We start from the raw sequence: 20,799 nt of genomic DNA on the forward strand, positions 1-20,799 counted from the left end.
AAGATTTATCTATTTTTCACTTTACAAGACGGAATGTAATATGTCTAATATATATTTATAAAACTACTAATATCTTATAAATATTAATAAAGGAGGAGATTAATTGGAACTGCGCCACTTGAAATATTTCTTAACAGTTGCTGAAGATTTGCATTTTGGGAAAGCTGCAGCCCGTTTAAATATGGCACAGCCGCCTTTAAGCCTTCAAATCCGACAATTAGAAGAAGAAATAGGCGTGCCTCTTTTCCATCGAACGAAAAGAAAAGTAGAACTGACGAAAGAAGGCCAATTGTTTTTGGAAAAAGTTAATCAAATTTTCAAAGATCTGGAGGAAGCTGTCGAATCAGTAAAAAGGGTGAACCGTGGAGAGGTCGGAGAAATAGCGATAGGATTCATTTCCTCATCAGCCTATGATATTCTTCCAACAATTATAGAGCACTATCGTAAAGCATATCCTAATATTCATATAGATTTGCAACAATTGACAACTAGAGAGCAATTAAAAGCTTTGCATGAGGGCGCAATTGATATAGGAATCCTTTGCCAACCCGCCAACATAAAAAATGACGGAATTCATTTCGAGGTTATTCGGCAAGAACGAATGATGATTGCTCTGCCAGAGGATCATCGGCTAGCTTCCGGCACTTCCCCGATTCATCTTGAAGAATTGGCGGGCGATTCATTTATTTTGACGGGAAGGAAGGCAAATCAAAGCCACTATGATACTGTGATAAACAGTTGCTATCAAGCGGGATTCCATCCTAAAGTAGTTCAAGAAACACAAGAATTGCCTACAGTCCTATCCCTTGTTTCATCAGGAATGGGCGTAGCGATTGTACCATCCTCTATCCAGCATGTATTAAAAAATAAAGTTGTCTATCGCGACATTTACAACAACCCAATTACTACTTCAACTGCCTTTGCGTGGAAAAGTGGAAATTTGTCTCCAACTGTTCATGCATTTCTTAACTTAATGAGAAAATCTGTCATTCCGTTTTTTCACCAAGTTTAATAGAAATAATCTCATGAAATGATACTGGCAATTAAAATTCTCTATCAAATCCTTAATTAAACAAGGAGAATAATTGAAATAACCGCAATAAAAAAAGAAGCAGGAGTACAATGAAAATAATCATTTCCCTCTCTGCCAAAGTAAATTTCAATGCATTTTAGCAGCCGATTTGATGATTGGGGAAAGAACTCTTGTATCTGTCTCCTCTTTTTTTGTCTTTAACATCATTTTGCCGTTAAAAAATTGGTTCAAAAAACCGATAAATTTACAATTATTATCAATTGAAATTTTGCATTCATTTAGCCTAGACGCTCCCAATCATTTTCATCGTTGTAAATTTCCCGTTGTGAACCAACAACATAATTTATCGGTCCAATTGTCTGAGCATCACGTTCTATTGTATTTAATAATTTTTGGAGCTTCAAAGCTGTTTGAAGGCTAGCAAACGGTTGTGAAGGAGCTGCTCCGTTTACTACATACCCGCCAACATCATTAACCAATCTTACCAATTTGCGTATTGTTTTTAGTTCAGGCTTCGAGTCATCAATATTCGTTTTCATGTCCATTATGACCTGTTCTCCGAAAGGAGTTCTTTCCCATATACGAAGATGGTCAACATCCCATACAGGTGTATCAAACACCATATTGGCAAAGATTAGACGGTTTTGTGGAGAAGCGAATACAAGATCGACTTCTCTCTTTCGGACAATATTTACGAAGCTGCTATACCCGGTTATTGCCGCTTTTCCTAAACATGCAGTTACGGCTGCACTGTCAAGTACGTCAGAACCTGATACGGAGAAGTCTGATCGAGTGCCTTGAATAGACTTTAACTCCAGATCAGTATTGGATGCACAAATCCATTGGATAAGATCTAGCGGATGGATTATTTCGCTGATCACACCTACAGTTGGCCTATAATCATTCATTCTGTTCTTTCCCCAGTAAAAATTGGCCCGAATAAGCTGCAAATTATGCTCTTCAACAAACTTTTTCAAGACGATGGTTGCATCAGAGTAACGTTCTATAAGGTTAAGACAGAATCCAGATACACTTTTAAGTTTCGCTTCCAGCAGCTCTAAATCATCGTTCGTATTCGCCAAGGGCTTCTCGCAAATAACAAAGCCTTTGTATCCTTCCAACTTTTTAATTATATCCATGTGGAACTCATCATTTACACTAATTACAATAATGTGAGGCTCAAATTGTTCAATAGCAGCATCCACCTCTTTAAAGTATTGAATATCCCTGCGTTTAGGATTTCTATTAACATATGCAAAATTGATTTTTCTAGCTCCAACAATATCTTTATTCATATTGGAAAAAGCTTTAAGAAATCTTGTCCCTGCATATCCCAAACCACAAATTAAGACGTTCATCAGTTGCCTCCCTTTAACATTTAAATTTCTTTTATTAAAAGCTCTTCGCCTGAATCAATAAATCCGAGCTTTTTATATAAATTTTTTGCAATCGGTGTTGTTTGTAAGATAACTTTTTCAACATTATTGGCCTGAAACCAGTCCAAAATATAGTTCATTAAACATTCTGCAAACCCTCTACGGCGCCGTTCAGGGTGAACAACAACCGATTGCACCCACCCAACAAGTCCGTTTAAACATCCTTTCATCGGCGCACGTTCATCAATGATTCCTATAGCACAGGCCGATATTTCGGTTTCGCCATCATAGTGGGCTACAGCAATTACCATTTTTTCATTTGCAGGTATATTGTGAATAAGCCATTTCCGATAGCTTTTCTGCCATGCCATTTGTTCTTCGGGTGATTTCGAAACATAGTGGCCTGCCCCTTCATTGAGCAACAGCTTCCTTAAATCAATCAGCATGTCAACATCATTGATGGTTGCCTTTCTAGCAACAATTTTTAAATTATGATCCATGAATAAATATCCTCTCCTATTCTGTTGTATACGTTAAGGGTGGCAAAAAACTATGGACTACTCTTATCTCAGAATTGTAATAGGTTATCTCTAACCAATTATGCGAACACATCGGCCGATTGTGCAAATGGAATATTAAAGTGGCAAAAAACTTCATTTAATGCATCGGTTAGCTGCAACATCTGCTCTTCAGTGTGGTTCGGTGTAACATTGACTCGAAACCGTTCTGTACCAACAGGAACTGTCGGCGGGTTAATAGGCTGCAGATAGATTTTATGTTTTTCAAGCATTCTTTGAGCAGCTGCCTTACATTTTTTTGCATCCCTAATCATTACAGGAAGAATGTGTGTTACACTCGATGGCATTACCGGTATACCTGCCTGAACGAGCATCTTTCTTAGCTGATTAGTCTTTCTATGCAGTTCATTTCTCTCTTTATCAGAAGATTTCAAATACCCGATGCTTGTATAGCATGCAGCAACAATTGCCGGCGGCAGGGAGGTAGTAAAAATAAAGCCGGATGCAAAGGAGCGGACAGCATCAATCAGCAATTCCGATGCAGTAATATACCCGCCTATCACTCCTATCGCCTTCGCCATTGTTCCTTGTATAATGTCAATGAGATTGGCAACTCCAAGCTCTGCAGCTATTCCTGCTCCTCGAGGACCGTACATACCGATAGCATGAACTTCATCGAGAAATGTTAGTGCGTTATATTTTTTAGCAAGATTCACAATTTCCTTAATCGGTGCGATATCGCCGTCCATCGAATATATTGACTCGAATACGATGATTTTGGCTCGATTATGCGGCTGGGAAGCTAGTAATTCCTCCAAATGTTCGACATCATTATGCCTAAATATGGCGCGGTCAGCTTTTGCACTTCGTATCCCATTGATAATGGAGGCATGATTAAGCTCGTCGGAAAACACTATGCAATTAGGGAACAGACGCAATAAGCATTGTAATGTTGCATCATTTGAACTGTATCCGGTCGGAAAAACGAGTGCTGCCTCTTTACCGTGCCAGTCAGCCAATGATGATTCAAGCAAAGTGTATTGGTAGTGTGTGCCGCCTATGTTCCGCGATCCGCCTGAACCGGCTCCATTTAACCGGATTGCTTCTTGCATCGCTTCAATTACTAAAGGATGCTGGGACATTCCCAGATAATCATTGCTGCACCAAACAACAACAGGCTGCTCATCTTCCTTGCCATTCAACTTCGCCAAAGGATACTGGCCGCATATGCGGTTAATCGTAATAAATTCACGGTATTGCCCTCTTTCCTTCAACGAATTTAGCTTGTCGCTGAGAATTTCTGTATACATAACTCTATCATCCTCCAATAAATATAAATTCCATTCAAGAAGGAATTGTAATTTTTGTTTTTCAGCCGCACTCTTAATGTAAAATCAATTGTTTGTTAATATTCTCCTCCTGTGCAACGGGCGGAAAATTGACAGAAAACCTAACAGGCATGCCTTTTATAAATCGCAAAACTTCCTCGGCAATTTGTGCAGCGACCTTAAACTGCGCTTCTTTTGTCGAGGCTCCTATATGCGGCGTCGCAATTACTGACGGATGATCAGCCAATTTTGAATGAATAGGCGGTTCGACTTCAAAAACATCAAGCGCTGCACCTGCGACATGGCCATTTTCTAGAGCTTCTAAAAGAGCTTCTTCTTCAATAATTCCGCCTCTTGCACAATTGATAATCCTTACCCCTTTTCTTGTTTTTGCCAATGTATCTTTATTTAACAATCCTCTCGTTTTTTCGTTCAGGGGTGCATGAACTGTAATTATGTCCGCACTTGAAAGAACTTCATCAAAAGAAAGCATTTCGACACCGAAATTATTTGCTCTCTCTGGAGTTAGGATTGGATCAAATACATGCACTTTCATTCCAAAGGCTTTAGCCCGCTTGGCAACTTCAATACCAATGCGCCCAAAACCGATAATGCCTAAGATCTTCCCGTAAAGTTCAGATCCAACAAATGCTGACCGATTCCACTCTTTTGCTTTAACTGAAATATTCGCTTGCGGAATGTGCCTCATCAAAGAAGAAATCATCGCAAGTGTATGCTCGGCTACCGAAATGGTATTTCCATTGGGAGCATTAATGACAATTACTCCTTGCTTTGTTGCCTCATCAATATCAATGTTATCTACACCGACTCCGACTCTTCCGATAATTTTTAAAGAGGTCATCTTTCCTAAAAGCTCTTTCGTTACTTTTGTGCTGCTCCTCACCAAAAGAGCATCAAAAAGATTTAGTTCATCTTCTGCTTCCGATACACTTTTTTGGACAACTTCAACCGCTTCTGATTCTATCAACGGTTTCAGTCCTTCATTGTTCACTTTGTCAGAGACTAGTAGCCGAAACATTGTTTAAATACCTCCTGTAATTTATTTTTAGGATCTATTAGCGCGCGCTTACCAAGCAATTCTATATTTGCTTTTATTTTCCTTGTAAAAAAAGTTAATTTTTTGTTAATTTATAGTTAAAGTTGTAAATATTACTAAAACACTATTAAAAAATGCTGATTCATGTAACGTCATTATTGATGCTCCTTACCGGTTCTGCGTCCAATTGGCGAATAAAATAATTAACACATCAATGCCTGAAATTGCCCTTAAAAAACCCCTTCAATATAGGCAGAAATGCCTTAATTGAAGGGGATGCTCACATAACGTTTTATTAATGCTTTTTTGCATAAAAGCGTTCATTTTGCATTTGCCGCATACTTTTTTTCAGTAAGCGCATGGTGATAAACTTTTTCAAGCATGCGTCCATAAAAAGAAGCTAAAACCTGCTGAAAAAGCATGCCTAAGACAACCGGTACCGCCACTTGCGGCGGAAAATAAGTGATCGCAAGCACTGCACCGGCGCTAATATTCCTCATTCCGCCCGTAAACGTTAAAGTGATGATATCATCCTGTTGAAATTTTAATAGACGCCCGGCCATCCATGAAAAAAAGTAGCCGCTTGTAGCAATCAAAAAAACGAAAAAACCAATCAAAATTAATTTTTTATTCGGGTTCGCCAAATAAGGAGCTACTATCGCACTGTTGATGATCACTACTAGCGATAAGGCTATTTTCGAAATCGGACTTAAAACGGCTGCAATACGCTGTTTCAATTCTTTTTTCGTCCACTCATTTACAAGCATTCCTAAAATGGAAGGCAGGATAATCATGAAAAATAAGCCAGACATCATATTCCATACGTCGATTTCTACCGTTCTCTCCACCAATACTAATAAACTGGCAGGAACGACAAAAGGAGAAATAAACGTATCTATTAATATAACAGCAAGAGCTAAAGCCAAATTTCCTTTATGGATTGATACCCAAATAAAGCTTGTAACACCAGTTGGAATGATCACGGCCAAAACTAAACCAATGATTGTGAAGCTGTCTTCTTGAAAAGCAAGATGGCCGACAGCAAACGCCCAAAGCGGGATGAAAAGATGAAGCAGCAAAAGAACGACGAAAATCGGCAGCGGATGCAAAAGAGCCTGCTTAAACGCATGAAAACTAAGATTTAAACTGCCCGCAAACGTAATAAAAGCAAAAATCCACGGAACAAGCTGAGAAAAATCGTCAAATATAGTTGAAAATACAATCCCGATCACAACACTTGACGGGGTTAAAAAAGGAAGCATCTTTTCCATTATGCTGTTTATGTTTTTTAACATTTTTCTCTCTCTCCAGTGTTAAGCTAAAATGAAAAGTTGCGCAATCCTAATGTTCACAAATAGTGAACAATCTTTACTTCATTATATAATATGCAATTTTTTCTCACCAATCCAGCGCTATGCCAAAACATTTTGCGAAGTTACTATGAACCTAGTCTCATGCTTTTCCCTTGGTTTTGTTTTTTAGGGAAGCGGCCATTCTTCTGGGCTATAGTATCTATCAAATATGGAAAACCCTTTCCTCTTCTACTTTGCAAATTCTGATTGTATAACGTTTATACCATTCCTTCCTGCCTTTATCCTGCGCCGCTTTATGCAAAGCATTTTCTTTCCAGCGTTTGATATCATCCAATGATTCCCAATATGAAACTGTAATTCCGTACCCATTCTCATTTCTTGCACTCTCTGCACCTAAAAAACCTGGCTGTTTGGACACCAATTGATCCATTTCCTTTGCCATTGCCTCATAACCATTGTCCCCTTCTGTTCTTTCCGATGTAAAAATCACGGCGTAATACTCGTTTAAACGTTTTGTATAATTCATTTTTCAAGCCCCCCTTTCTTATCAAAACGAAAAGTTTCATACTGTTTTATCATATAATGAACAAAAATGAATTCTCAAACTAGTTTTATTTTTTTAATAATAGATATATAATATCTATAAAATTACTTTGATTTAAGGGAGAAATAAATAATGAAAAGAAATGAACAAGAACAACGGAATCCTCAAGCACTCAGAGATGAAACAATTGTCATCCATGGCGACGATTCTATAACGGACGAAAAAGGAGTCAATCCTGCTATTTACTATTCCGCAACATTCCAGGCACATAGTGCAAGCGAATTTTCTGAAATTGCTGGAACACCTCGTCATCCGCGATATTACACACGTTACGGAAACCCAGTGCATGAACGGGTTCAAAAAATTGTAGCAGATCTTGAAGGAACTGAAACAGCCTTAGTAACCGGCTCTGGTATGGGAGCGATAGCGACAACTATTTTATCGCTTGTAGCAGCAGGCGATCATGTGATTGCCCAAAAAAATCATTATATGAGCACAACGAAAATTATGGATGAGCTGCTGCCGAAATTTGGTGTTGACGTGACGTTCGTTGACCAATCCGACACTTCTGCGTTTGAAAAGGCAATTCGTCCGAATACAAAACTTATTATGGTTGAGACGCCTGCCAATCCTACATTGGTATTGACAGATTTAGCTGCAGTGTGTGATCTTGCCCGCCAGCATGGAATTATCGTTGTCGCAGATAATACGTTTGCTTCCCCTATCAATCAGCGTCCACATGACTTTGGGGTTGATGTTGTTGTCCATAGTGCAACAAAATACATGGGCGGCCATCATGATTTGACAGCTGGCGTAATTTGCACAAACGAGGAATTAGCTGAACGTATTTGGAATACGCATATTTCCATCGGTTCAGTGCTTTCGCCAATGGATGGTTGGCTGTTGCTGAGAGGCTTGCGCACGCTTCCTATGCGAATCGAACGGATTAACGCGAACGCTTTGGCGTTAGCCGAATTTCTTGAGAATCAGCCTCAAGTTGAACGGGTATATTATCCGGGGCTGCCAAGCCATCCGCAGCACGAGCTTGCTAAGCGGCAAATGAAAGGCTTTGGTGCCGTTATTGCCTTTTCCATTAAGGGCGGTTATGCTGAAACACAGCGCTTTGTTTCCGCATTAAAGCTTCCTCCTAACGCTGTAAGCCTTGGCGGAGTCGAGTCTCTCGTTGTACATACAGCAGCGATGTGGGAAGGAACAATGAACGAAGAACAAATGCAGCTCGCAGGAATCCCGGCAAACTTCGTGCGCTTCTCTGTCGGCATAGAACATATCGAAGATTTAAAAGAAGATGTCAGACAAGCTCTGCAAAAAATTTAATGAAGGAATGTGCGGACAATGGCGGGGGGCTGTCTAATAAGCCGTTTTATCTGCTTATTGACGCCCCCTTTCATCTTTTTGAAAGTTTATGATTTTTTGTTTTCAATGGAGATTTGACTTTCTGTACAGCCTCAATTAAAAATGCATTTCATTTTAGGAGCTAGTGCTTGCAGAAAAATCTTGATTTTATTAAACATACATCTTGCAATTTGAAACACTCGATATCTATCATTTCTAAATATCACTATTGAACACACTGCCTGAACAAGCTTTGGCAGCTTATGATACTTCATCAGTTCTATTTAATGGGATGTAAATTTTGCCGCATTATATAATAAATAAGATTAGTTTCTCCCCATCCTTGGAGCAGATGAGTTATGTCAACACAGCACTCCGCCTCGCTTCTTAAATTTAAGCTGATTTGTTTTCATACGCACTCCAAGACAGCATGTGTTGTCAATAAATCATCGATATAGAGGCCCGCTTGACAGCTATTTTTTATTTAAAATGATTTTAACTTCCCCACTTGCACGCTTCTCGAAAAAAAAAAAAAAAAAAAAAAAAACAGCATTCCCTTCTCCATGTGATTTCAATCTTTGCCATTCCATTCTAAAGAAAGATGCCCCCAAAAATGAATCATTCCAAAATTTTCTTCTTCATATCAGAACATATATTCGCATATAATAAAAATAGAACAAACGTTCTTTTTTGTGAGGTGAAAATCATGAACGGTTTGCTGCTGAATGCCAAAAAGTACGGTTTTGCTTTAAAGATGATCTACATGACCGATCAAGGGGTAATAACAGAAAGATTGATTACAGTAAAAGACTTTAACGATAAATACATTCGCGCTTACTGCCACTTTCGAAAAACTTTCCGAACGTTTAAACGATCCAACATTCTTTCAATTGGTCCCATAAAAAAACGAAAAATAGGGTGAAACGAAATGGGTAAATATCACATTATGCTAACATATTTTAAAGGTCGGCAAAGAGTTGTACAGGTCATGGATTTCAGCGGTGCGCAAATGATTACTTTTACAATGGATGAGCTGGAAAATGACGAGATGCCCGTTGAACTAAAGAAATATATTAAAACAATCGAAAAAGAAATAAATGAAGGACGATGGGATTATTGGAAAAGAATTTAGAAACGGGCATTTACTCCGCCTTTCCGTAAAGAAAATGCTGTCTTATCATTTAAGGAGAAAATGGCAATAGCTAAGCTTCACATTACAGGGAATAATAAATTATATTCCAAACAAATGGATGAAAAACAGTTTTCACGACGAAAGCGTTCAAAATCAAAAATAACTGATCAAGTCTCATTCGTAGATCAGCCATGTTTATTGACCGATAAGACGTGAAAAACAAATTAGACAGCTGAAAACAAATTATTTTACTAAAATTGGATAAATTTTTTTACAAACAAATCATTTGAAATCTAAAACAAATTCCTATAAAATTATCTCGAAATAAATATTTTCAAAATAAAAATTTATAAATTTTATTTTTTCACTAAAAAACTAAAATTGCACCAAGAGAGGAAGGTTTACGTTGACAAAAGTATTGTACATTACAGCACATCCACTTGATGACACCCAATCTTACAGTTTGGCAGCAGGAAAGGCTTTTATCGAAACCTATAAAGAAGCGAATCCTGACCATGAAGTAATTCACCTTGATTTATATAAAGAATATATTCCCCAAATCGATGCTGATGTATTAAATGGCTGGGGGAAACTGAGATCCGGAAAAAGCTTAGATGAGCTTACTTCCGAGGAAAAAGCGAAAGTTGGACGTCTTTCAGAGCTTTGTGAACAATTTATTGAAGCGGATAAATACGTTTTTGTTACACCTTTATGGAATTTTTCATTTCCGCCTGTCTTGAAAGCATATATTGATGCAGTTGCAGTTGCAGGCAAAACGTTTAAATACACTGAACAAGGATCTGTTGGGTTATTGACTGATAAAAAAGCCCTGCATATTCAAGCGCGTGGAGGCATTTATTCAGAAGGTCCAGCAGCTCAAATGGAAATGGGTCACCGCTATTTGGCTGTTGTGATGCAATTTTTCGGTGTTCCTTCATTTGAAGGCTTGTTTGTAGAAGGACATGCTGCTCAACCTGAAAAAGCAGAGGAAATTAAACAAAACGCAATTGCGAGAGCAAAAGATTTAGCGCATACGTTTTAAGTAAAAAATAAAGAGGCTGATCTTTCATGATATGCTCCCCTTAAGGTAGACAGATTAAAATATAAAAAATCTGTTTTACCTTAGGGGGAGTTTTTCTATGTATAAGCAATATACTACAGAGTTCAAACTTGAAGTTTTACTTGCATATGAAAACCGAGAATGTACTATATCAAGAGCTTTGTAAAAGGCATCAAATTACTAAATATTCTTTAAGGCAATGGATAAATGAATTTGAGGAATTTGGAATAGAGGGTTTAGAACGTTCAAATTCTTGGAAAGGTTTTAAGGAAGCATCTGTAAAAGATTATTTATCTGGTGAGTTCTCACAATACGAGATTGTCAGGACATATGGTATTTCAAGTAGATCGGTACTTCAACGATGGATGAAGAAGTATAATAGCCATAGAGATTTAAAGGATACGTCGAAGGAAAAACAAGCTCTATGACTAAAGGAAGAAAAACGACTTGGAATGAACGGATACAAATTGTGCTTAATTGTTTAGGGAACGGAAAAGATTATAAAAAAAACAGCAGAGACTTATGAAGTTTCTTATCAACAAGTATATCAATGGGTGAAGAAGTATGAAAATGGTGGAGAAGAAGCGCTTAAAGACAAACGAGGAAGAAAAAAAGAAGAAGCAAAGTTATCTCCAGAAGGAAAAATGAAACTGGAGATGAAAAAGTTAGAAAGAGAAAATGAACGCTTACGTGCGGAGAATCTATTTTTAAGAAAGTTAGAGGAAATCGAAAGGAGGCGAAAACAAACCAAATCCGTTTTGAAGACAAGTATATCGCAATCCGGGAACTTCATGAGAAAGAAAACCTAAGCATAATCTTATTATGTGAAATCGCCGGTATTTCACGAGCTGCTTACTATAAGCGGTTAAAACGTTCGCCTTCCTCCCGAGAACTTCAGAATGAAGAAATCGTAAAAGAGATGAAAGCTCTCCATGAGAAAGTTGACGGCATCTATGGTTACAGTCGAATGACGTTGAATATAAATCGAAAGCTTGGTCAGAACTTCAATCATAAAGACTGATGAAAGTTGCCGCTATACAATCTGTTATTCGAAAAAAGCAGAAATCTTATAAGCGATCTACTCCTCAACATGTTGCAGAAAATATATTGAATCGTGAATTCACAGCGGAAAAGCCAAATGAAAAATGGGTAGCTGATGTCACAGAATTAAAATATGGTTCATTAAAGAAAGCATTCCAAAGACCGAATTGTAAAAAATTCTTTTCAATTCATGGTATAAATTCGAACTGCATCCCTTAAAAATTCCGCTGCTCCAAGATGTTTTTTATCATAATACGCTTTAAATCTTTCATCTGCTACATACATCTCTGTTACTCCTCTATGAGCTTCCTTCGTATAATGATCCCAAAAATAGCAGAGCCATTGACGATGCAAATCAGCTGCCTTCTGTGCCAGCTCGCTCGCTGGATCTCCAGTTACAAATGCTTTATTCAGTGTATTCAAGACCTCTTCCTCAAGCTGTTTCAGCTGTTCGAACTGCTCTTTTGTCATGTTTTTCAGTTTTTGATTAGATCGATCGACGATTTCGTCTCCATATTTTTCTCTAACTTCATACCCATATTTTCTTTCATTTTCTTCAATTAATTTTTGTTTAAAAGCTTCAAATTTCTCTTTATCGTTCATCGTGATCCTTCCTTCCTTTGCCGCTATTGTTTTCTCCACATTTGCGATTAATGAATCTAGCTGCCTGCGTTTTGCAAGAAGCTTTTCGCGGTGTTCCTTTAAAGCTTTCATGCTGTCGAAGGATGGTGAATTGATGATTTTTTTAATTGTATCTAAATCAACTCCAAGCTCTCGATAAAAAAGAATTTGCTGCAGTTTATCAACCTCTTTTTCCCCATATATGCGATATCCGGATGAATTGATTTTCGCTGGCATAAGAAGCCCAATTTCATTGTAATATCGCAATGTCCTTGTTGTAACTCCGGTCAATTCTGCTAATTGTTTTACCGTATATTCCATCCTTTCACCTCCTGACAAGATCATCATAAACCTTTACGCAACGTCAATGTACAGAGAAAAATTAATGTTATAATAAACATAATATTGAGAAAATAATATAAGGCTGTGATCACTTAGTGTTTTTACAAAAAAATATCCTCAATGCTATTTCTTATGTTAAACCCAAATTCACCGGCGCCGGATTCTCGCTGTTTATTTTTTTTACTGTTTTTTTCATTGCAGCTGATTTTGACTTGTATGGAGTTTCAAAAGATTTGAATAACCCTTATCTTTGGAGCATTTTTTACGGATACGGAATAATTTGTTCTATTTTTATTGACCTGCTGGCTGTGAAAATTCCTAAAATCACTGGAACCATTAAAATTGCCTTTTACGTTTTGGCAGGATATCTCATTTTTTTGCCTTTCGGATGGATGATGGTGATTGTTGGCGGAACAGTCGGAGCTCTTTGTTCATTAGTTTTTTATTTTGGAACATACATGGCGCGAAAAAACGTATTTTTTAAATATATTTTTGCAATCTGTGCTCCGTTTATTTTGTGTATTATTTTAAACACGGATTTTACTGTAAAAAAAGATTGGCGCGAATGGAAAAGGAATTCAAGCTATATCGCACTTTTCGACTATTTCCACGGAGAACACGCCATTCCGATTTATGCGGAAAAAGGTCAAACGATTACGTTTTCCGTTAAAATTCAAAACAATAACGGAGGCGGACATGGTTTTCATGTATTGAACAAAGACGGCGACGTTGTCGCCATGAAAGAAGTCGACGAAAGCACATATCAAATCAAAGCGGCAGAAAAAAGCATCTACCATATCATCGTCACAGGCGACAAGCTGAAAGGAAGCTTTACAGTTACTTGGGATGTAAATGAATAATAGAATCCTGCAGCTGCGATTAAATGAAACAAAACAAACGGTGAATACGTATGAAAACATCGATAATGGAAAACGGAGGTTTTCTCTGTGGAGAAAAAAAAGAAAATTGAAAATGTTCTTTTGACACTTTCAATTATTGGGCTTTCAGCAATGTTCATTTACGTAATTTTCATTTGGGAGCATTTGCCGGATACTATACCACGGCATTTCAATTTCAAAGGCGAACCGGATGGATTCGGCGGAAAAGGCTTCATTCTTGTTCTGCCTTTTACAGGACTAGGAATATTTATCTTGACAACATTATTGTCCCGCATTCCCGACGCATTTTATTATCAGTACAATGCTACAAAAGAACAAAAAAAGCTTCTTTATAATCAAGGAAGGATTTACATCCGTTTATTGCAAGCAGAAATAGTTTATTTCTTTTTATTCGGGGTCTGGCGAACTGCTCAAGTTGCACTCGGAAAAGCAGATGGTCTTGGAGTCTATCCGCTTTATATTTTCTTAATTGCCATATTAGGGACATCGATTTATTTTGCATTCCGCACAAACAAAGTCCTGAAAGAAACGAGGTGACTCTGTTCGATAATCATCTGGTTCCTTTCATCAGCTGCGCATCACATAACGTGGAAGATCCGTATTTCTCGTACATAGACGAAAAGCTGCCCTTTATGGTGGATTTCATGAGCCATCGCAGTTTGAAATCATTGCAATCCAGACATTTTCGAATCAAAAATTTTGGAAATATCGACTTGGCGCTAAAGATCCTCATTCATCACGGATTCTAACAGGCTTTTTGTACTTTCGATATATATTTCTGCCAGTTTTTTTAAGTCTTTTTCCATCTATTTCAATTTTTCACCAAATACATCCTGATTTCACTGTTTTTGCAAATCGATAACATTTGAAACACAAGATCTTTCACAGGCATCGATGTCGGCGCAGGCTTATAGTTATAATGCTCTTGTTTCATTTTATCATCCGTTCTATGTCACATTTCGATGAGCCAAAAAGTACTGAACAAACCGATTCGTACGAATCATAGGTATCCCTTTATATAAGAATCCCGAAGAGACCATCTCCTCGGGATTTTACAAAAATTATTTTTCGACGGCTACATCTTCATTTATTAACTCAGATTGTTTTTTCTCTTTATAATAGACTGAATGCTGCTCTTGAATGAACAATACTGCTAAACCGCCAAGCACTGCTGCACTGGCAATAGCTGCAAAATTATATTGCGGCTGTAAATTTAATGAAAGTAAAATCCCGACAAATGTAGGGGCAACTATTCCGCCTAAACGACCAAATGCCATTGTACTTCCTACAGCTGTTGAACGCATATTAGTAGGATAATATTGAGAAACGAATGCGTTAGCCATATTTTGAACCCCGACGGATGCTGCACCAATAACAGAAATCAGGGCAAAAGCGATGAATGTACTGTTGGCAAAACCGATTAAAGATAGTGCAATGGCTCCACAGAAAAACAATGGAACAAGCACTTTTTTAAAGCCTAGCCGGTCAACTATAGGGCCGAAAACAACTGTTCCGACAATCGCTCCAATTTGCATGACAGCAGTAAATGCAAGGCTTGAGCTTAAATCATAGCCAACTTCCATCATAAGGCGCGGCAGCCATGTATTCATGGAATAAATCAATACAAATGCGCTAAAGCAGGAAATCCAGAACATAACGGTGCTGAATGCACGTTTTTCCTCAAACAAACTGACAATAGGCGATCCCGCTTCTTTCACTTTTTCCTTTTTTTCAAATTCCCCATCGCTGCTAATTCCCGGCTCAATTTTGGCAAGAATTTTTTTAGCTTCTTCTTCCTTTCCTTTTTCCAAAAGAAAGTCGATGGATTCTGGAACACTTTTCAACAAGAAAGGAATGAACAATAAAGGAATCCCGCCTACCCAATATACTGACTCCCATCCAACTGTAGGAAGGAGCTGCCTGCTTGTAAGCGCTGCTAGAATAGCTCCTGCAGAATAACCGCAAAAAATGAATGAAACAATTGCTGTGCGAACCCGTCGCGGTGAATATTCAGTTGCTATTGCAACGACATTAGGCATAACTCCGCCCAGACCAACACCTGCAATGACGCGAAAGATCGTAAATAAGACAGGATTTGCTGCAAAACCTGCGAGCAGCGTGAAAAAGCTAAACAAGAACGTAGTCAACAAAATAATATTTTTTCGCCCTATTTTATCCGATAGCAATCCAAACAAAACAGCACCGATTGCTGTTCCGACAACTGTATAGCTGCCAATAGCCCCGGCAGTGACATCCGAAATTCCCCATTCCTTAATAAGCAGCGGGACAGAAGCACCGTAAATGACAACATCAAATCCGTCAAACATAATAACGATAAATAACCAGAAAATCAGCCAAATATGGAATGAATGAATGCGGCTGTTGTCAATTACGTTCATTGGGTTAATCCGTTTCATATTATTATAGACCTCCTCATCAAAAATTTTTTGTATTTCACATTTTAAGTAAGCGTTTGCAATTTATCTGAAACACCTCTCTTTTACTTAATATTTTGAATTATCTTTAAGTTGATTGTAGCATCTCATTATCATAATTGTTATCTACTTATTGTAGAAAAAAACACATTCATTTTCCTAAATTATGTGGTCAAATCTGCAGAAAAGAAGATTGACAAATACTCTTCTATTTCTCACTCTGACTGCTAGCGACCAAATTGGTTTTCGTCTTTCATTACGATTTTCCCGGCATTTGGAAAAGGTAAAGACAAAAAGATTATGATCAACGGATACCCATAAAATACAAAAAGCCGGCACTCAAAATGCCGACTCAATATGAAAATTCGTCACATTTTCTCGTATGGGGGTTATGTTTCTATCGTTTAATTTTTAATAAGCATTTCAAACGATAAAAATGATTCACATGCTTTCCATTTTATTCTTTTTATCAGGAAGCGATTCGTAAAAACGCTCTTTCCACCACTTTCGTATTTTTTTCATGTTCCATTCCGTTCCAGTTTCCTTTAAAGATTGAATACGCCAATACATTGGCGGGTGGATCATAAATTGAAATTCTAGAAATCTGAAAAACCATGAATCCCGCTCGATCGAGGAATTTTTTTCTTCATTACTTAAATTGTAGCGTTGTGCTTTGTATGTCAACTCATCTTGTTTTACAGCTAAAGCAGTTAAACCGTCTGCCATTTGATCATTTCCGTTGTCAAGCCATATAGCCCCTAAATGATCTGCCCGCACTTCCATCCATTGCAAAAGAAGAGACTGGATAAGAGGAAAGAAGAAAATAAGAGCAAAAACAATGTAAAAAAGAAGAGACTCATTTCTTAATAGAAAAGAATGGTATAACCAGTAAATGAACAAAGCAATTACTAAAAGCGCAAGTATACGTATAATTTGACCGATCATGACATCCCGTTTTTTTACATGCACAGCTTCATGAGCAAAAACCGCTTCGATTGCTTCCAACGGAAGCTTTAACGTTTCCGACGTTAATACGATCATTGATCGACCGATGTTTGCCCCAGCTGCAAAACCGTTTAATTCATTCGCCTCTGCTTGAAAAACTTTCACATCAGAAATTCCAGCCCGACTTAGCACTTTGTCTGCAACAGCTAAAACATTTGGATCATCTATCTCTTTCACGTCTAATGCAATTTTTAATAATCGATCAGAAATGTAAAGATTAAATATCCAAAAAACAATGACCGCAATCGTGATCGCCCAAATAGGAACCTTTAGCAGTGATAAGATAACAGTCAATGTCGTGTAGGCGCCGACTCCTTTGACGGAAATGGCAAAGTACATTTTGCCGAGAAGTCTCTTTATATTTTTTTTATGATAAAATGGAAGCACTTCAACTTGTGCAATTTCCGACGGTAGTTCCTTTTCTTCCCGGCTTTCAATGGTCGCAAGCCAAGAAGTGTTTTTAGCATTAAAATAGACAGTTTCGCCTGAAAATACTAGCTTTAATGTATTTCCCATACTTGTCGTGAAATCTTCATTTGTTGAAAACATCGTAAATAATGGGAATAATTTAAGTACATCAACATTTGACTCGAGCTTTGCTTCCGAAAGTTCTGAAAGCGGATATCGTTTCGCTTTGATGTTCGATAATATGTAAATACAATTTGTTTCTTTACTGAAATACACTTCAAGGTTTCGATAAAGAACAGCTTTTTTTAACAATTGACAAATCATTACAGCATTCGTATATAACAAAATGAGAGACCAAACAGAATCGTATGAATTGAAAACAAAATATAAGACAGATAGACCAATGAATGTCATCGCAAATGCCGCATCAACCCAAACCCGACTCGAATGTTTATTGAGTTCAATCTTTTCAAATTCCACTCTGTTTGCTTCATTTTTTATTTTATCGTAACCCGATTCATGGGAAAACGTGATTAAACACATAAGAAAAGAGTATCCAAAGCTAGACATCGCTCTAATTGTAAAACCTAATTCATATGCTATAAATAAATAGACTGCAAGAACAGATAACAGTACGATTTCTATCACCAATAACGGAAAAAAGGATATCCGCTTTTTCAACCAAACATGCAAAAAACCAGCTAACACTCCTCCAAGCATAATCAATACCAACGCCCAGATCATGAGCACACCCCGTTTTTTTTATATTCCTTACATATGTATTAACGTTTTTTTTCTATAAAAGTTTCTAAAAAATTGAATTCCTCGCTTCACCAATTCAACAGCAGGGGCTTCCTAAGAACGCCAGCAATCTTTTTATATACTAAAAAAATTGCAATAGCTTGACATTAAGGAGATTTTCGTCCATTTTTTAAAGACTCGTTGGATTGGTCGGGAATGGGAGCGATCTGTTATTCAAATAAAACAAAAAAATCATTTTGATTGCACCTTCCGCCACGCTTGTTGCCATTATTCAGAGCCTGTAATATCTCTGAAGTGTAACGGCAAGCTGAAGCCTTTATTAAAAAATCGCACATTATCGGCATCACCGGAAAAAAGTCATTCAGCATAACGCTAAAACTGTCAATTAATTAGGATGCCATACTCCCTATACGGAATTTGTCTTGCTCATGCTCGATATGTTCCGAGAAAGCTTACTCACTCGCACATTATTTAATTGCAGCTATTCTATTAAAAATCCCTATCAGAATGGACAGTCTAATGTCTTGGACCCCAAAGCATGATTGAAACTCCAATTAAACAAATGCCTGCTCCGATCCAATCGTAAATATCAGGAGTTTTTTTATCAACCCACCATCCCCACAAAACAGAAAGAATAATAAACACGCCGCCATAAGCGGCATATACTCTACCGAATGTAGGAAAGTTTTGCAAAGTAGGGATCAGCCCATATAGAACCAAGATCATACTACCAATAACTCCGTACAAGTAGTGTTTTCCTTCACGTATCCATAGCCAGACTAAGTACCCTCCGCCAATTTCAGCTAAACCAGCAAGAATAAATAAAATAATGGCGTAAATCATATTTCACCACTTTCCTATCGCAATTTAACACTATAGAAGGCCATAGCTTCCAGACTGCCTTCCATTTCAAAAGCTCTCTTTTCAATCAGCTTTCTTAGCCGATATTCCAAGAATTCATCTCCTACATATTGGTCTAGATGCCCCAGTACTTCACCGATTAATCTAACTGATTTTATAAAATCCTTCGTCTTCATTTCATTATGCAGCTTTTTCGCTCTGTTTATTATGAAAAGATCATAATAATCTTCCGAAACGCTGTGTATCGTTCCGTTTTGCCAAATTCGCAATACTTCGCGAGTATTTGCAAGAGCGAGCCATTCCTTTTCAAAATTCTCTCTTTCATGCTGGGAAAGAGGCGGTTCATTTTTACTTTGTTCATATATGAATCGAAGCTTTTCAGGAGGAATTTCACCTGTATCCAAAACAGTATATTTTTCTTTTCGTTTCTTAAAAAGCTCGCCATATACCTTTGTCGTGTTGATGAGGAAGATGTCATTATTTTTATTCTTCAATAGATATAAAACAAATCGCAATCCGGTCTGTTCATGAGCGTTGTCAGAAATCCATATCATAATAGGTGATCCTTCTGGAATCGCTGTTATTTCATTGACTGTTTTTTGAAAGTTTTGTTCATACTCATGAAACTCATTGTATGCATCCGTCAAATTATTTTTTATCCAATGAAATCTCGCTTCTTTTCCAATGTCTTCATGCAGTCTCCAGATCGGACCTACCGAGAATGTTTCCCAAAAAGAAATGACGCGCTCTTTTTTCTCCACATCTAAATCCCTTAAGACCATTTTTAAACTCCCCGAAGGTGAAGCGCCAAGCAGAATATGTATCATTTATAATCTTCCTTCCGCTATCTTATTACTTTATCCTAATCTTTCAAAGTCTTTACGTAAACACGATTTTTTCAGCTTTTTCGACTTTAAGAGGTACTTCATATCAGAAAAATTGTCATATGAAAGCTGAATATGAAAATAGTTTATATACTCAAGTATGGCAAAAACATAAATAAATCCCGCTATGTACAATCCTGTTGCAGGTACCGACGGATACCATCTGACTAGATCGACAAAAAACATGAAAGGCGAAATGATGATAAACAGTGTATTCCATTTCTTTATATTTTTTAATCGATGGACGATATAAGCAGGAGTTATGGCAGTATTTTCTTTTTTTAATCGCTTCCATTTTGCAAACCAATACACACTACCCTGAAATAAGAGAAACTCTAACAGAAAAAACGAAATCCAAAAAGAGTACAGCGAATATAAATGCAAATGGGCAAAGACTTTATTCCAAATGAAACTAATGATAAAAAAAATGACTGCTGCCATTGCCTCCCCAGTATATAAATAGAAAAATCTCTTCTCCAATTTTCCCCTCAAGTGCATCACCTAGTTCCTTCGTCTCGGATGGCTGATTAATCGTTAAGGATGTAAATACGGTATAGCACCATTTTCATACGTCTCAGCTCTTGTTTTGTTTCACTAGATACTGTATTGCTTGATATTTACGGAGAAACTTTATGTGTTTTTCGCACCGAACAATCCTAATTTTCCATTGCCAACATCTAGGACACAACTTGAATCGCAGTGTTTAAAAATTGACTAAGGTACTTTATTTTTTAACTCAACTTTCGCACACAGAAATATTTAAGCATTGCTTGATATAATTAGGTATAGTGGCCAACCATTTATTCATTTGATTTTTAAAGATGTCC

The 20,799-nt window shown here is 37.4% G+C and carries 20 protein-coding genes and 2 pseudogenes; 9 read left to right on the forward strand and 13 right to left on the reverse strand.

Going from position 1 to position 20,799, the window contains the following annotated elements:
• Positions 1–103 precede the first annotated feature (103 nt).
• Positions 104–1,012: a LysR family transcriptional regulator gene (locus FB379_RS13775; protein WP_144598212.1), complete on the forward strand. Its 909-nt coding sequence runs from the start codon at positions 104–106 to the stop codon at positions 1,010–1,012.
• Between the two features lie 299 nt (positions 1,013–1,311).
• Here FB379_RS13775 and FB379_RS13780 read toward each other — a convergent pair whose 3' ends face one another.
• The 6 genes and pseudogenes from FB379_RS13780 to FB379_RS13805 all read right to left on the reverse strand — a co-directional run bounded on the left by FB379_RS13780 (position 1,312) and on the right by FB379_RS13805 (position 7,151).
• The gene (locus FB379_RS13780; protein ID WP_094244544.1) at positions 1,312–2,391 is read right to left on the reverse strand and encodes a Gfo/Idh/MocA family protein; all 1,080 of its coding nucleotides are present in this window, start codon (positions 2,389–2,391) and stop codon (positions 1,312–1,314) included.
• Between the two features lie 20 nt (positions 2,392–2,411).
• Positions 2,412–2,909, reverse strand: a complete 498-nt coding sequence (locus FB379_RS13785) for a GNAT family N-acetyltransferase (RefSeq protein ID WP_094244543.1) — start codon at positions 2,907–2,909, stop codon at positions 2,412–2,414.
• A 98-nt stretch (positions 2,910–3,007) separates the two neighbouring features.
• Positions 3,008–4,237, reverse strand: a complete 1,230-nt coding sequence (gene hemA, locus FB379_RS13790) for a 5-aminolevulinate synthase (protein WP_144598213.1) — start codon at positions 4,235–4,237, stop codon at positions 3,008–3,010.
• Between the two features lie 103 nt (positions 4,238–4,340).
• A pseudogene (serA, locus tag FB379_RS13795) lies at positions 4,341–5,294 on the reverse strand (phosphoglycerate dehydrogenase); the annotation flags it as partial.
• Positions 5,295–5,632: 338 nt separating this feature from the next.
• On the reverse strand, positions 5,633–6,607 hold the full coding sequence (locus FB379_RS13800) for a bile acid:sodium symporter family protein (protein ID WP_144598215.1): 975 nt from the start codon (positions 6,605–6,607) through the stop codon (positions 5,633–5,635).
• Positions 6,608–6,827: 220 nt separating this feature from the next.
• Positions 6,828–7,151 (reverse strand): antibiotic biosynthesis monooxygenase family protein, encoded by a 324-nt coding sequence (locus FB379_RS13805; RefSeq protein WP_144598216.1) that lies wholly within the window; start codon positions 7,149–7,151, stop codon positions 6,828–6,830.
• Positions 7,152–7,301: 150 nt separating this feature from the next.
• On the opposite strand from FB379_RS13805, the gene FB379_RS13810 reads away from it, so the two are divergent.
• The 6 genes from FB379_RS13810 to FB379_RS13835 all read left to right on the forward strand — a co-directional run bounded on the left by FB379_RS13810 (position 7,302) and on the right by FB379_RS13835 (position 11,523).
• A complete protein-coding gene (locus FB379_RS13810) occupies positions 7,302–8,504 on the forward strand; it encodes a trans-sulfuration enzyme family protein (RefSeq protein WP_375338759.1) in 1,203 nt (400 codons plus the stop codon).
• Positions 8,505–9,228: 724 nt separating this feature from the next.
• The gene (locus tag FB379_RS13815; protein ID WP_063386281.1) at positions 9,229–9,444 is read left to right on the forward strand and encodes a hypothetical protein; all 216 of its coding nucleotides are present in this window, start codon (positions 9,229–9,231) and stop codon (positions 9,442–9,444) included.
• A gap of 6 nt (positions 9,445–9,450) precedes the next feature.
• Complete coding sequence (locus FB379_RS13820) at positions 9,451–9,654, forward strand: hypothetical protein (protein ID WP_066247338.1); 204 nt, start codon at positions 9,451–9,453, stop codon at positions 9,652–9,654.
• A 406-nt stretch (positions 9,655–10,060) separates the two neighbouring features.
• Positions 10,061–10,696 (forward strand): FMN-dependent NADH-azoreductase, encoded by a 636-nt coding sequence (locus FB379_RS13825; RefSeq protein WP_063386284.1) that lies wholly within the window; start codon positions 10,061–10,063, stop codon positions 10,694–10,696.
• A 146-nt stretch (positions 10,697–10,842) separates the two neighbouring features.
• Positions 10,843–11,142: a helix-turn-helix domain-containing protein gene (locus FB379_RS19285; RefSeq protein ID WP_144598217.1), complete on the forward strand. Its 300-nt coding sequence runs from the start codon at positions 10,843–10,845 to the stop codon at positions 11,140–11,142.
• A 72-nt stretch (positions 11,143–11,214) separates the two neighbouring features.
• On the forward strand, positions 11,215–11,523 hold the full coding sequence (locus tag FB379_RS13835) for a helix-turn-helix domain-containing protein (protein WP_277874808.1): 309 nt from the start codon (positions 11,215–11,217) through the stop codon (positions 11,521–11,523).
• A 415-nt stretch (positions 11,524–11,938) separates the two neighbouring features.
• Here FB379_RS13835 and FB379_RS13840 read toward each other — a convergent pair whose 3' ends face one another.
• The gene (locus tag FB379_RS13840; RefSeq protein WP_144598219.1) at positions 11,939–12,697 is read right to left on the reverse strand and encodes a MerR family transcriptional regulator; all 759 of its coding nucleotides are present in this window, start codon (positions 12,695–12,697) and stop codon (positions 11,939–11,941) included.
• A gap of 254 nt (positions 12,698–12,951) precedes the next feature.
• On the opposite strand from FB379_RS13840, the gene FB379_RS13845 reads away from it, so the two are divergent.
• Positions 12,952–13,578 carry a hypothetical protein gene (locus tag FB379_RS13845; protein WP_144598220.1) on the forward strand — a complete coding sequence of 209 codons (627 nt, stop codon included), beginning with the start codon at positions 12,952–12,954 and terminating at the stop codon, positions 13,576–13,578.
• Positions 13,579–13,665: 87 nt separating this feature from the next.
• A complete protein-coding gene (locus tag FB379_RS13850; protein ID WP_144598221.1) occupies positions 13,666–14,154 on the forward strand; it encodes a DUF1648 domain-containing protein in 489 nt (162 codons plus the stop codon).
• A gap of 41 nt (positions 14,155–14,195) precedes the next feature.
• Here FB379_RS13850 and FB379_RS18805 read toward each other — a convergent pair.
• The 6 genes and pseudogenes from FB379_RS18805 to FB379_RS13880 form a co-directional block, all read right to left on the reverse strand.
• A pseudogene (locus FB379_RS18805) lies at positions 14,196–14,273 on the reverse strand (DinB family protein); the annotation flags it as partial.
• A gap of 405 nt (positions 14,274–14,678) precedes the next feature.
• Positions 14,679–16,034 (reverse strand): MFS transporter, encoded by a 1,356-nt coding sequence (locus FB379_RS13860; protein ID WP_063388360.1) that lies wholly within the window; start codon positions 16,032–16,034, stop codon positions 14,679–14,681.
• A 459-nt stretch (positions 16,035–16,493) separates the two neighbouring features.
• On the reverse strand, positions 16,494–18,209 hold the full coding sequence (locus tag FB379_RS13865; protein WP_144598222.1) for a M48 family metallopeptidase: 1,716 nt from the start codon (positions 18,207–18,209) through the stop codon (positions 16,494–16,496).
• Between the two features lie 534 nt (positions 18,210–18,743).
• Positions 18,744–19,070: a YnfA family protein gene (locus tag FB379_RS13870; RefSeq protein WP_044895977.1), complete on the reverse strand. Its 327-nt coding sequence runs from the start codon at positions 19,068–19,070 to the stop codon at positions 18,744–18,746.
• A gap of 14 nt (positions 19,071–19,084) precedes the next feature.
• Positions 19,085–19,915, reverse strand: a complete 831-nt coding sequence (locus FB379_RS13875; protein ID WP_066247358.1) for a DUF1835 domain-containing protein — start codon at positions 19,913–19,915, stop codon at positions 19,085–19,087.
• A gap of 30 nt (positions 19,916–19,945) precedes the next feature.
• On the reverse strand, positions 19,946–20,464 hold the full coding sequence (locus FB379_RS13880; protein ID WP_144598223.1) for a general stress protein: 519 nt from the start codon (positions 20,462–20,464) through the stop codon (positions 19,946–19,948).
• Positions 20,465–20,799: the final 335 nt, after the last annotated feature.

The sequence above is a fragment of the Aeribacillus composti genome (genome assembly GCF_007827555.1).
Lineage (GTDB): Bacteria > Bacillota > Bacilli > Bacillales > Aeribacillaceae > Aeribacillus > Aeribacillus composti.

What these genes read in the sequence shown, in the direction of transcription:
- FB379_RS13780 (WP_094244544.1), bottom strand. Translation starts at nt 2,391, where the DNA reads ATGAACGTCTTAATTTGTGGTTTGGGATATGCAGGGACAAGATTTCTT.
- FB379_RS13785 (WP_094244543.1), bottom strand. Translation starts at nt 2,909, where the DNA reads ATGGATCATAATTTAAAAATTGTTGCTAGAAAGGCAACCATCAATGAT.
- hemA (WP_144598213.1), bottom strand. Translation starts at nt 4,237, where the DNA reads ATGTATACAGAAATTCTCAGCGACAAGCTAAATTCGTTGAAGGAAAGA.
- FB379_RS13800 (WP_144598215.1), bottom strand. Translation starts at nt 6,607, where the DNA reads ATGTTAAAAAACATAAACAGCATAATGGAAAAGATGCTTCCTTTTTTA.
- FB379_RS13805 (WP_144598216.1), bottom strand. Translation starts at nt 7,151, where the DNA reads ATGAATTATACAAAACGTTTAAACGAGTATTACGCCGTGATTTTTACA.
- FB379_RS13810 (WP_375338759.1), top strand. Translation starts at nt 7,302, where the DNA reads ATGAAAAGAAATGAACAAGAACAACGGAATCCTCAAGCACTCAGAGAT.
- FB379_RS13815 (WP_063386281.1), top strand. Translation starts at nt 9,229, where the DNA reads ATGAACGGTTTGCTGCTGAATGCCAAAAAGTACGGTTTTGCTTTAAAG.
- FB379_RS13820 (WP_066247338.1), top strand. Translation starts at nt 9,451, where the DNA reads ATGGGTAAATATCACATTATGCTAACATATTTTAAAGGTCGGCAAAGA.
- FB379_RS19285 (WP_144598217.1), top strand. Translation starts at nt 10,843, where the DNA reads ATGAAAACCGAGAATGTACTATATCAAGAGCTTTGTAAAAGGCATCAA.
- FB379_RS13840 (WP_144598219.1), bottom strand. Translation starts at nt 12,697, where the DNA reads ATGGAATATACGGTAAAACAATTAGCAGAATTGACCGGAGTTACAACA.
- FB379_RS13860 (WP_063388360.1), bottom strand. Translation starts at nt 16,034, where the DNA reads ATGAAACGGATTAACCCAATGAACGTAATTGACAACAGCCGCATTCAT.
- FB379_RS13865 (WP_144598222.1), bottom strand. Translation starts at nt 18,209, where the DNA reads ATGATCTGGGCGTTGGTATTGATTATGCTTGGAGGAGTGTTAGCTGGT.
- FB379_RS13870 (WP_044895977.1), bottom strand. Translation starts at nt 19,070, where the DNA reads ATGATTTACGCCATTATTTTATTTATTCTTGCTGGTTTAGCTGAAATT.
- FB379_RS13875 (WP_066247358.1), bottom strand. Translation starts at nt 19,915, where the DNA reads ATGATACATATTCTGCTTGGCGCTTCACCTTCGGGGAGTTTAAAAATG.